The 12,426-nt window shown below is 29.4% G+C and carries 12 protein-coding genes and 2 tRNA genes; 13 read left to right on the forward strand and 1 reads right to left on the reverse strand.

What is annotated here, in order from left to right:
* Positions 1–10: 10 nt before the first annotated feature.
* The 7 genes from ABDJ34_RS00350 (at position 11) to ABDJ34_RS00380 (ending at position 5,077) form a co-directional block, all read left to right on the forward strand.
* Positions 11–700, forward strand: a complete 690-nt coding sequence (locus ABDJ34_RS00350; RefSeq protein ID WP_094207016.1) for a response regulator transcription factor — start codon at positions 11–13, stop codon at positions 698–700.
* A 122-nt stretch (positions 701–822) separates the two neighbouring features.
* A complete protein-coding gene (locus ABDJ34_RS00355; RefSeq protein WP_412701026.1) occupies positions 823–2,106 on the forward strand; it encodes a sensor histidine kinase in 1,284 nt (427 codons plus the stop codon).
* Positions 2,090–3,562, forward strand: a complete 1,473-nt coding sequence (locus ABDJ34_RS00360; RefSeq protein WP_412701027.1) for a hypothetical protein — start codon at positions 2,090–2,092, stop codon at positions 3,560–3,562. The genes ABDJ34_RS00355 and ABDJ34_RS00360 overlap by 17 nt, the downstream gene beginning before the upstream one ends.
* A gap of 145 nt (positions 3,563–3,707) precedes the next feature.
* Positions 3,708–3,783 (forward strand) — tRNA-Lys (locus ABDJ34_RS00365).
* Positions 3,784–3,801: 18 nt separating this feature from the next.
* Positions 3,802–3,877, forward strand: a tRNA-Lys gene (locus tag ABDJ34_RS00370).
* A gap of 94 nt (positions 3,878–3,971) precedes the next feature.
* Positions 3,972–4,352, forward strand: coding sequence for a hypothetical protein (locus tag ABDJ34_RS00375; protein ID WP_412701028.1), 381 nt, complete (start codon positions 3,972–3,974; stop codon positions 4,350–4,352).
* Entirely contained in the window at positions 4,352–5,077 is a 726-nt protein-coding gene (locus tag ABDJ34_RS00380) for an HAD family hydrolase (protein ID WP_094207019.1), read from the forward strand. Before ABDJ34_RS00375 ends, ABDJ34_RS00380 begins: the two co-directional genes overlap by 1 nt.
* Before the next feature lie 97 nt (positions 5,078–5,174).
* Here ABDJ34_RS00380 and ABDJ34_RS00385 read toward each other — a convergent pair whose 3' ends face one another.
* The gene (locus tag ABDJ34_RS00385; RefSeq protein WP_094205540.1) at positions 5,175–5,846 is read right to left on the reverse strand and encodes a class A sortase; all 672 of its coding nucleotides are present in this window, start codon (positions 5,844–5,846) and stop codon (positions 5,175–5,177) included.
* A gap of 167 nt (positions 5,847–6,013) precedes the next feature.
* On the opposite strand from ABDJ34_RS00385, the gene mraZ reads away from it, so the two are divergent.
* The 6 genes from mraZ (at position 6,014) to murD (ending at position 12,426) form a co-directional block, all read left to right on the forward strand.
* The gene (gene mraZ, locus ABDJ34_RS00390) at positions 6,014–6,445 is read left to right on the forward strand and encodes a division/cell wall cluster transcriptional repressor MraZ (RefSeq protein ID WP_035109458.1); all 432 of its coding nucleotides are present in this window, start codon (positions 6,014–6,016) and stop codon (positions 6,443–6,445) included.
* 7 nt (positions 6,446–6,452) lie between these two features.
* Entirely contained in the window at positions 6,453–7,391 is a 939-nt protein-coding gene (gene rsmH, locus ABDJ34_RS00395) for a 16S rRNA (cytosine(1402)-N(4))-methyltransferase RsmH (protein WP_412701029.1), read from the forward strand.
* 35 nt (positions 7,392–7,426) lie between these two features.
* A complete protein-coding gene (locus ABDJ34_RS00400; protein WP_094205542.1) occupies positions 7,427–7,816 on the forward strand; it encodes a cell division protein FtsL in 390 nt (129 codons plus the stop codon).
* Positions 7,816–10,053 carry a penicillin-binding transpeptidase domain-containing protein gene (locus ABDJ34_RS00405; RefSeq protein ID WP_412701030.1) on the forward strand — a complete coding sequence of 746 codons (2,238 nt, stop codon included), beginning with the start codon at positions 7,816–7,818 and terminating at the stop codon, positions 10,051–10,053. The genes ABDJ34_RS00400 and ABDJ34_RS00405 overlap by 1 nt, the downstream gene beginning before the upstream one ends.
* A 77-nt stretch (positions 10,054–10,130) precedes the next feature.
* Complete coding sequence (mraY, locus tag ABDJ34_RS00410) at positions 10,131–11,093, forward strand: phospho-N-acetylmuramoyl-pentapeptide-transferase (RefSeq protein ID WP_316445296.1); 963 nt, start codon at positions 10,131–10,133, stop codon at positions 11,091–11,093.
* Between the two features lie 7 nt (positions 11,094–11,100).
* Positions 11,101–12,426 (forward strand): UDP-N-acetylmuramoyl-L-alanine--D-glutamate ligase, encoded by a 1,326-nt coding sequence (gene murD, locus ABDJ34_RS00415; RefSeq protein WP_412701031.1) that lies wholly within the window; start codon positions 11,101–11,103, stop codon positions 12,424–12,426.

The raw sequence follows: 12,426 nt of genomic DNA on the forward strand, positions 1-12,426 counted from the left end.
GAGGTGTGATATGAGTATTAAAGTTCTTTTAGTGGAAGATGAAGATAATATAAGACAATTTACAAAAATAAATTTAGCAAGAGAAGGATTTGAAATATTAGAAGCTGAGTCTGGAGAAAAAGGCGTAGAATTAGCAGAATTAAACAAGCCAGATGTAGCTGTTTTAGATATAATGCTTCCTGGGATTGACGGATTTGAAGTTTGTAAAATTTTAAGAAATAAATTTCCGGATATTGTTATTATAATGTTGACTGCAAAAACTCAAGATAACGATAAAATTGAAGGACTTGAAAGAGGAGCAGACGATTATTTGACAAAACCATTTAATCCGCGTGAATTGATACTTAGAATAAAATCTGTTTTGAGAAGAAGTCCGCAAAAACAAAACAATAGTCAAATTATTGAAGATGAAACATTCAAACTTGATATGTATTCAAGAACTTTTTATAAGAATGGAAAAGAAATTACATTGACGCCAACAGAACTTAACATAATAAAACTTTTGATGCAAAATCCTGGGAAAGCAATAACTAGAGATGAATTAATGGATAAAGCATGGGGTGAAGATTTCATAGGTGATGCTAAAATTGTTGATGTAAATATGAGAAGGTTGAGAAGTAAAATTGAAGAAGATTCAACTCATCCAAAATATATCGTAACAGTTTGGGGAGTTGGTTACAGATGGGAAAATAAAAAATAATGAGTATTAAAAACAAAATAATGTATTCCTTTGTATTTTTAACAAGTATTACCGCTATAATACTTGTTATATTTTCGATTTATGCTACTAAGTTTTATTATTATTCTACAATGGAAGGGGTTTTGAATAACGAAATAAGGTACTCTACTAATTTATATAGTTCTTATATGGCAGACTATGAATTAGATGAAGTAATTGCCGAAGACAAAAACCAATTTTACAGACAAACTGACTGCCAAGTGCAAATTTTGGATAATAATCAAGTTGTCGTGTTTGACTCAATAGCAAGCCCTAATTTGGGTGAAAAAATAGAAACATCTGATGTAGTTAGCGCGATAAATGGTCAAAGTGGAAGATACACTGGAAAAGTTAGTTATTCTGATTCAAATATTATTTCTGTTTCAGTGCCTATTGAATCCAGGGGAAAACAAGTCGGAGTTTTAAGATACATTTCAAGTTTAAAAGAAGTAGACAGGGCAATAAGAGTGAAGTCAGTATCGTTCGCTTTGTTCGGATTTTTGGTAATATTATTTAGTATTTTATTGAGTAAAATTTTAACTAAAAGCATTATCAAACCAATAAATAGTCTTGCAAAAACTGCCGAAAGAATGGCTAAAGGTAATATGGAAGTAAGAGCAAAAGAAAATGATACAGATGAAATCGGAAGACTTGGAATGACTTTGAATTTATTGACGGACAATATTAACAAGAAAGAACAATTGAAAAACGAATTTATTTCAAGTGTGTCACATGAATTGAGAACACCGTTAACTTCTATAAAAGGATGGGCACAAACATTAAAATATGATCCTTCAGATTTAGAAACAACAACTATGGGAATTGACATAATCGATAGCGAATGCGACAGACTTACAAATATGGTTGAAGAGTTACTTGATTTTTCAAGATTTACTTCCGGAAGAATTTCAATAGTGAAGAGAAAACAAAACTTAATTGAATTAGCAGAACATATCAAAAACCAATTGCTTCCTAAAGTTCGTTCAAAAGGAATTGATTTGATATTAAATTATGAAAGTCCAGAACTCATCGCTACATTTGATGAAGATAGAATTAAGCAAGTTTTCATTAATATTTTAGATAATGCTATAAAATTTACTCCAGAAAAAGGAACGATAATTATTAATATTGAAAAAACGGAAAAATTTGCAGAAGTATCTATAATAGATACAGGGATTGGAATTTCATTTGAAGAAATAGAACTTGTAACTGGAAAATTTTACAAAGGCTCTAATTCAAATTCACATGTAGGTTTGGGGCTTTCTATTTGTGAAGAAATAGTAAAACTTCACAAGGGAGAATTGATGATTAAATCTAAATTAGATGAAGGAACTACAGTTTCGTTTACATTGCCATTAGGAGATGATGAAAATGAAAAAGACAACTAGTATTTTGGTAGGTACGATAGTTTTAATTTTGTTGATTGTTTTCATAATGTTCAGAAATAAAGAACAATCTGCAGTTGAAAATATTAAAGTTCCAGAAAATAATTTATTGGTCGCAGCAGGTGTGTGGCAAATTGATAAGAAAGAAAGCTTTTCTGATTCTAAATCCAAAGTTTCAGATGAAATAGGTAAACTTTATGTTGATGAATCTATAGTTGTTTTTGGAAAAAGATTTACTATAAACCCTAAATTTTCGTCTAAATTTGTCAGTTTACAAAATTATCTAAGTAAAAAAACAAGCGATGAAAATATAAGTAAGAAATTTTCTAAAGATAAGAAAATGGTCATTACAATTTCTGATGGCAGCAAGTTTTATCAAGATGTTGTTGTAATGGATAAAAACAATATAATTTTACCATACAACGGAGTACTTTATTACATGAAAAAAACTGAAAATCAAGTCAGCAGAACTTTTATTGAGAATTATCAGTCAACCTATGAGAGTAAATATTATGAAAATAAAGGAAACAATTTAAAAGACAAAGAAAATATTGCTCTTTTAATAGGAATAAAAAATAAAGTTGTAAGAAATGAAAAAGCAGATATTTCTTATAGGACTATTTTATTGGATATCGACAAGAAAAATCGCGCACAGATTTATCAAACATCTTCATTGTTTTTCCCTAGAAAAAATGGGTTCTGGACTATGGAATATAAAAAGAATGAGTTTGATAATAACTATGTAGAGCAATTCTTAGCTAAGCCAGTTTATTCAGGAGATAATTCTAAAGAAAATAAAAAATTGGAATTTGACACATCTGCAGAAATAACATATCTAGGTCCAGAATACATTTCAATCATGAGAAATAAGAATCAATTTGAATATTATTCTATATATGATATCGATAAAATGAGCAATAATAATGAACTTAATATTGATCAAATCGGTGGTAAAGAGGCTGTAAATGTATTAAAGAATTCTATAGCAGAAGAATCAACAGATTCGAATTCCGAAATTTCTTTAAACGATAAAAATGAAGATTACAAAAATATTGGAATTGTAAGAAATTCTGGTAAATGGAATTATCAAACACAATATACATTCAAAGAAAATAATGAGATTGAGTTGAAAAATGTAATCCTTAACATCGTTTCACATTTGAATTTATCACCAGATGAATTATCTATGAATTGGCAATCTATAAAAAATTTAAAGAGCAGTGCGATAGATGCATATTCTTCTCCTGATAAAAGAATACTAATAGTTCAAACGACGGATGAAATATTAATTTATGATTATTCTAACGATAATAAATTAATAGGTAGTATACCAATTACGAAAGATGATTCTATTATAATGAGTGAATGGGCAATAGGAAATTATGCAGAAATGTGGAAAAAAGAATTTCAAAACAACGATAAAATTCCATCATCATTTATTACTAACCTAAGACAATAAAAATTAATAGAAAAAAAGAAGTAGATAATCTATATATTTATCTGCTTCTTTTTACATTATTACAATAATTTGAATTTGAAAAATATTTAAAACTCTTTACAAATTCTTAAAATAGTGTATAATATTATTGTTGTGGTAAAGATATGCGCCTTTAGCTCAGTTGGTAGAGCAACTGACTCTTAATCAGTGGGCCCAGGGTTCGAGTCCCTGAAGGCGCACCACTTTTTTAAATTTAATATGCGCTTTTAGCTCAGTTGGTAGAGCAACTGACTCTTAATCAGTGGGCCCAGGGTTCGAGTCCCTGAAGGCGCACCATCTAATCCGGGATTGACTCGGATTTTTTATTTTAGAAAATTAAATTAACTTAAAAGTTCAATATATATGATATAATAAAAAAAGGAGGACGAACATGAAATCAATATTATCTGTAGTATGGAAGTACAAAGGTTTTACTTTTTTATTTTTCGTATTTGTAGCTTTATTAATGATTATAGTACATTTTCTACATAATAGATTACACAATAAACAAAAAAAATATATATTCACAACTGCTATTTTTATTTTATCAGCTATTCTTTTTGTAATGTCGATGTTGTCGATTTTAAGTAAGTTTGGACTCACTTTGTTAATGATGTTTACTTTTACATTTGCATCGGCTGTAGTTTGTTTAGCATATTCTTTGATTTTGGATATCATAAAACCTATACCTGAAAAGAAAAAAAGCTTAGAATTTCGTAATATAATCGAAAAATTTGACAGATTAGTTGAAGAATCTAGGAGTACAAAATAATGAAAATAGGCGCGTTTTTTGATATTGATGGAACAATAGCCAGAGATTCACTAATGATTGAACATTTCAAAAAATTGGTTAATTTTGAAATAATAGATCAAAAATTATACTACGAAAAAGTTTATCCAGCATACCAAAAATACGAAAAAAGAAAAATTGACTATGATGAGTATCTCAATCAATTAGTTGATGTCTATAAATATAAGCTCAAAGGATTTAGTAGTGAGTTCAATGAATATATATCCAATCAAGTAATCAGTCAAGTTAAAGAGAAAGTTTACAGATATACTCGTGAGATGATTAAATTTCACAAAGAAAATAATCATCTGATATTCTTTATTTCAGGAAGCCCGGACTTTTTAGTAAAAGAAATGGCTGAGAGCTATGGAGTAACTGAATACAGAGCATCCTTGTATTTGAAAAATTCAGGAATGTACACTGGAGAAGTGGTTCCAATGTGGGATAAAAATAGTAAAAAGACTGTGATCGATGAAATTGTTGAACGTTATGAAATTGATGTCGATAATTCATACTGTTACGGGGATACTTCGGGTGATTTTTCTATGATTAATATGATGGGAAAACCAACAGCGATTAATCCTACCAAAGAGTTATTTGAACTAATAAGAGCTAACGAAAAAATAAATGAAAAAACCAAAATAATCATTGAAAGAAAAGATGTAATATACGAATTTCCTAAAAATGGTAAAATTTTGGATATTTAAAAAGCATAACAGACTCTCTTTACAGTTGTGAGGAGAGTTTTTTATATGAAGAGACCACAGAAAATTTTGAATTTCATCTGTGGTCTAAATTTTTATTCTAATTTTGTTTGAAATAATTTTTGTCATATTTAAATGATCTAACAAGTTTTCCTATTTGGAATACTCTGTTATTAGGATCATTTGGCATATCACATGTCATCAAAGAAAGAATAGGTTTATTATCATATTTTTCAATTCTGTCGTCTTCTAACATATAAAATGCATATGAGTCAGTAACTTTTCTATCTACGATTTCATATTCGTAGATGTTCTTCTTATCGGTAATGTAAACTTTGGTACCTTTAGTTAAATCATACACTTTACTAAATAAAGAGCCATTTCTTTTCATGTAATGACCTGTTAGTGTGTAATTTTTTTCTCCCATTTTTTGGTTTTCTTTCATTGTAGCTGCACCACTTAATAAGTGTTCATCAGTTACTCCACGATGAATAGGTAAACTCAAATTATAATCAGGGATAATAATTTGTCCAATAACATTTTCTCCGCTTATAGCTGTAAAATTAAACAACGATGTAGTTGTGCTAATGGAGTTTACAGCGTCAAAGTCGTTTTTGAATTCCTTTTTGTTGTTTTGTTCCATTTCTGTGGATGATATATCTTTACTTATATCATTTTCACTATAATAGTTAGGTATTAATCTTGCTGCAAAATACAAAGCAAAAAGTAGAATACCTATCGTCATTAAAAAAATTCCAAATTTCTTTCTCATATTCATCCTCTTTAATTTTTATTACGTAGAGTATTTTAACATATATTTAAATTTAAGTAAATATCAATAAGAACGTATATTCAGAACGTATAAAAACATTGAAAGCATCATATATTAAAGATATTATTAATGTAGTGGAATGAAAGTGGAACAAAGTGGAGGGAAAAATGTTTATTAACGAATATTTTCATAATATTGACTCAAAAGGTCGCGTTATTATGCCCTCAAAGTTTAGGGATGAAATAGGAGAAGAATTCTACATTACAAAAGGTATGGATGAATGTCTTTTCGTATATCCTGTATCTGCTTTTATCCAAATGACCGAAAAGCTTAATAAATTGTCATTAACTAGAAGACAAGCAAGAGCGTTTTCAAGAGTGTTTTTTGCTGGTGCTAGTAATCAAGAAATTGATAAACAAGGAAGATTTTTGATTCCACAATCCTTGAGAAATTATGCAGATATCAAAAAAGAAGTTGCTATTATTGGAGTATCCAATCGTATTGAAATATGGGATAAAGAAAAATGGGAACAATATTCTAATGATTCTTCACTAAACTATGACGATTTAGCTGATGATTTAAATGATCTTGATTTGTAGGTGAATTATGGAATTCAAACATGTGCCAATTTTATTAAATGAATGCATCGAAAATTTGAATATTAGAGACGGAAAAGTTTATGTGGATTGCACTGTTGGAGGCGCGGGACATTCCAGAGAAATTGCAAAAAGAATTGGTAATGGTAAGCTAATTTGCTTTGATCAAGATGAAGACGCATTAACAGTAGCAAAAGAACGCTTAAAAGAATATGGAGATAAGGTTATCTTTATAAAGGATAATTTTAAAAATATTAAAAGCGATTTACAAAATATAGGGATTGAAAAAGTTGATGGAATTTTAATGGATATAGGTGTTAGCTCTTATCAAATCGATGAAGATAGTAGAGGTTTTTCTTATATGCATGATGCGATTTTGGATATGAGAATGGATCAAACTAATCCAATTAGCGCCAAGGATATCGTCAACACTTATTCACAAGAGGATTTGGAAAATATTATTTTCGAATATTCAGAAGAAAAATGGGCGAAAAGAATTACTCAGTTTATATGCAATGAAAGGGAAATCAAACCTATTAATACTACTTTCGAATTAGTAGAAGTCATCGAAAAAGCGATTCCTAAAAAAGTAAGAATGAATCAAAAAGGCCACAGTGCAAAGAAAACTTTTCAAGCAATTAGGATTGAAGTTAATAAAGAATTAGACGTTTTAGAACAAGCAGTTGGAGATTGCATAGATTTGCTCAATCCTGAAGGTAGAATTTGCATAATAACGTTTCATTCTTTGGAGGATAAAATTTGCAAAGATATTTTCAAACAAAGACAAAAAGGTTGTATTTGTCCTCCAGAAATTCCGGTATGTGTTTGTAATCATAAGCCTGAAATTAAGATTATTACTAGAAAACCGATAGAGCCTTCAACAGAAGAATTAAAACAAAATTCTAGGGCTAGAAGTGCAAAATTGAGAGTTGCTGAAAAGATTATTTGATAATTATATGATTTGATTAATAAATGGAGACAAAAATGGGTAATGCACAAAGAAAAATTGAAGTTTTTCCACAGTATGTAGAAAAAAAAGAATTTGAAGTCAAAAAAATTGAACAAACAAAAAAATTAAATAGACCTAGTAGAAGAACAAATCTCTTTTCTACTTTTAATAAAGTAATGATATGCGTAGTTATTTGTTTATCCATTTTGGTTATGAATCGTTATTCTAAAATTCAAAGCATGTCCAGTGAATTAAAAGAAGTAAAAAATCAAGTAATGCTTACAGAAGGCAACCGAGATGTGATAAAATCTCATATAGAAAGTAAATTAACTAGTAAAAATATTGAAGAAATAGCAAAAAATAATTTGGGTATGCAATTTCCTGAAAATGCTCAAATTATGTACCTAAAATTAGAGGAAAAATAATGAGAAGGCGCAATTTAAGCAAAGGAAAAATTAATAAAAATTTCAATAAAAACTACAATTCTCGTATTGTAGTTTTATTTTGTATACTGACAATTATTGTATTATTAATAGTTGGTAAACTGATTTATTTACAATTGACTCCTTCCGGAGATAAATACCGAAAACTATCGGCAAAACAAAGCACCAATACTATTAATATTGATGCTGAAAGAGGGAAAATATTAGATACTAATGGAGAGACATTGGCAGATAATGTGGTATCCAATAATTTGTATGTAAATGCTACTTATTTAAATGATCAATCGAAATCAAACTTAATTGATTCGTTAGGAAAAACTTTAAGTATTAAACCCGAAGAATTAAGAAAAGTTTTAGATAAAAAGAAAACAGTTCTAGTTAAACCTTCATTATCAAAAACAGAAATAGAAAACATAAAAAAACTACCTATTAGTAATCAGAAATTTATTAGCATCGTTTCTGAGAAAAAGAGGTATTATCCAAACAAGGAAATGTTAGCTCAAGTTTTAGGATTTACAAATGTAAATAATGATGGCGTTGTTGGGTTGGAGAGCTTTTATAATGCTAAATTAAAAGGGAAACCCGGAAAAAGAATTCTGAACAGTTCAGTTAATAGATCGATCGATTTATCTGATGATAGTTCTGTGATAATAAATCCAGAAAATGGATATGATTTAAAAACAACTATAGATAGTACTATCCAGGGTTTTGTAGAAGATAGTTTAAAAGACATAGAGAATAATTTTAAGCCAAAATCTGCGACGATAATTGTTATGAATCCAAATAATGGGGATGTATTGGGTATGGGATCTTATCCGAATTTTAACCCCAATGATCCTAAAACTCCGCTTTTAAGAGATCAAATAAATGAATTAAATGATTTGAAAAAAGAAAATGATGATGATAAAATGAGTGAATTTTATTTTAATATGTGGGAAAATAAAGCAACTTCATGGACTTATGAGCCGGGAAGTGTATTTAAAACTATAACTAGTGCAGCTGCTACTGAAGAGCATACAGCAACACAAGAATCACATTATTTTTGCAATGGATTTATCAGGGATATTCCAGGCGTTGTCATAAGATGCGAAAGATATTGGAATCCTCATGGTGACGAAACTTTCCAAGAAGCTTTTAACAATTCTTGCAACATTGCATATGTAAATATTGGTAGAGATTTGGGAAAAGCAAATGTTCAAAAATACGTAAATGGATTTGGATTTAATCAAAAAACAGATATTGATTTACCGGCTGAAGAATTGGGAATAGCTCCGAAAAGCGTGAAAGATATAGATGCAGCAAGACTTGCTACACTTTCTTATGGTCACGGTATTTCGGCAACGCCGATTCAAATGATAACTGCTTTAAACTCAATAGTAAACGGTGGAATGTTGATAGAACCACATGTTGCAAAGGAATTTATTTCAAAGGATACAAAAAAGGTAGAAAAAGTTCAGCCAAAAGTAAAAAGACAAATAATTTCTGCACAATCCTCAAAGCAAATTAATAAAATGTTGCAGGGAGTTGTAGATGATGGAAGTGGTAAAAAAGCTGCAATTCAAGGATTTGGAATCGGTGGTAAAACAGGAACAAGTATAAAAATCGAAGACGGCAAATACACTGACAGTAAAACAACTGCATCATTTTTTGGATCTTTTCCAACAGATCACCCAGAATACACTGTTTTAATCGTTGTAGATGAGCCTCAAAGAAAAAACGGCGGAAGTGCTGTATGCGCACCTTCTGCAGGTAAGATTTTCTCTAGAATTATAGAATATAAGAGAATAAATAAAACCAGACTGGATGCTGACGATTCATATAAGGTTACTGTTCCAGAATTAGAAGGGCTTACATTGAAGTTAGCAGTTGATAAATTAAATTCGTTGGGATTAAAGTCTAAGGTTACAAATTCAAATTCGAATTTGAATTCAATTGTAAATTCTCAAGAAACAGCTGCATATTCTAAAGTGAATAAGGGAGATATAATTGAACTTACGACGGGAAGTGTAGAGGACTCAATGATTAGAATTCCTGAAATAGTAGGATTCACAGTTGAAGATGCTGTAGATACTTTAGAGAAATACGGTATTAAAAATATCGAAATCAAAAATGGTAAAAAAGGTAAAGTAGTAAAAACTGATCCTGAAGAAAACAAATTGATGGATCCAAAATCTTACATTAAAATTTATACTGAACAAGAGAAAAATACTGAAGAATAATTTTTTCGTGTGGTATAATAAATACTTATGAGGTATAAAATTGGACATAATTTTGTTCATAATTTAAGGAGATAAATATGAATTTTAAAAGTGAAATTTTAATGTCGATGTTATTATCTATCGTAATTTCGTTGATATTAGGAAAGTTTATAATCAGGATTTTAAGACAAAAACATATTGGTCAAGAAATCAGAGATGACGGCCCCAAATCACACTATTCAAAAGCTGGAACACCAACTATGGGAGGTATTATATTTATAATATCTACATTGATTACTGTGATTGTATTCAGATTATTTAATAGTGAAGTTTTGTTGGCGATTTATGGAATGCTTGCATTTGGAGCGATAGGTTTTATAGATGACTTCATGAAATTAGTAATGAAACGTTCATTGGGATTAAACGAAAAACAAAAACTTGTGTTACAACTTTTGTTTTCCATCATAGCTTGTTTTTTGATTAAACAAGTAAATCCAAATTTTACAAAACAAGTTATTCCTTTCTTCCATAAAACAGTAGATTTTGGAATAATAACTTATCCATTTTTGATTTTCGTAATGATGGGAACATCTAATGCTACTAATCTTACTGATGGATTAGACGGACTTGCAACTTCTGTATCAATTCCTGTGTTCATTGCTACAAGTATTATTTTGTATAACTTAAATTCAACAGCTAGTATATTCAGTATTATATTTGCAGGTAGCCTTTTGGGATTTTTGGTGTACAATTCAAATCCAGCTAAAGTTTTTATGGGGGATACAGGTTCGATGGCTATAGGTGGCGCTTTGGTAATGATTATGGCTATGTACGGATTGAGTTTTTACTTAATTATTTTAGGATTTGTGTACATGATTGAAGTGTTATCCGTAATAATTCAAATGACTAGCTACAAATTGAGAAATAAAAAAAGAGTATTTTTGATGAGTCCAATTCATCATCATTATGAATTAAAAGGCTACAAAGAACAAAAAATAGTATCAACTTTTATGGTTGTATCAGTAATTACAAGTTTAATTACATTAATAGATATATTATAGGTGAATTATGGAAAAAATATTAGTATTTGGATTAGCTAGAACAGGAATATCAGCTCTAAAAACATTAAAATTAAAAGGATATGATTTGGGAGCTATTGATGATAATATTGACGAAGAGAAAACAAAAATATTAAATGAATTAGACGTTCAAATAGAGACTATAGATACTATTGATAAATACGATATTATTTTAAAAAGTCCTGGAATTAGAATGGATAATCCAGTGATATTAAAGGCGAATGAATTAAATATCGAAGTTGTTAGTGATTTGGAATTGGCACAAAGAATTTTTGAAGATATTAAAATTGTAGCAATTACTGGCACGAATGGGAAAACAACTACAACTTCTTTGATGACTAAAATGTTGAATGATTCAGGAAGAAAAGCTATTTCAATAGGAAATATTGGTGTTGGAATGTTATGGGAAATTTATAACAGCGACAAAGACACATATTTTGTTATTGAATGTTCAAGCTTCCAACTAGAAAGTACGAAAAACTTTAAACCACAATATTCTTGCATAATCAATATTACTCCAGATCATATTGATTGGCACGGAAGTATGCAAAATTATGTAAACGCAAAAAGGAATGTATTAAAGTATCAAGACCATAAATGTTACACGGTACTTAATGTTGATGATGAATACTACGAAGAATGCAAAAATTTTACAAAATCAAATGTATATGATGTGTCTACTTCAAACGATGTGAAAAAAGGTTCATTCATCAAAGACGATTCAATATATTTTTCTGATTCAGATTGCAACAAAATAATTGACTTAAAAGATGTTAAATTAATAGGCTATCATAATTATCAAAATGTTCTATTCTGTGTTACTTTAGCAAAGCTGATAGGTATTAATAATGATAGTATCAGACAAACTTTAATGAGTTTTTCTGGTGTAGAACATAGGCTAGAATTAGTAAGAGAATTATCGGGAGTAAAATACTACAACGATTCTAAGGGAACCAATGTTGATGCAAGTGTTAAAGCAATAGAATCTTTTGATAAGAATGTTATTATATTAGCTGGTGGATACGACAAAAAAGTAAGCTTGGATAATTTTTTCATAGCTGGTAAGAACAAGTTTAAAGCATTGATTTTAATGGGGCAAACTAGAGAGTTGTTCGAAAAAAAAGCAAAAGAATATGGATTTGAAAATATATTTTTAGTAGATGATATGAAACAAGCGGTTATTCAAGCTAATAAAATAGCTGAAAGTGGAGATGTGGTGCTACTTTCTCCAGCTAGTGCAAGTTGGGGAATGTACAATAACTATGAAGAAAGAGGAAATGAATTTAAAGAATTAGTAAAAAATTTGCGAGGATAG

The organism is Finegoldia dalianensis (assembly GCF_046255015.1).
In the GTDB taxonomy this organism is placed as follows: domain Bacteria; phylum Bacillota; class Clostridia; order Tissierellales; family Peptoniphilaceae; genus Finegoldia; species Finegoldia magna.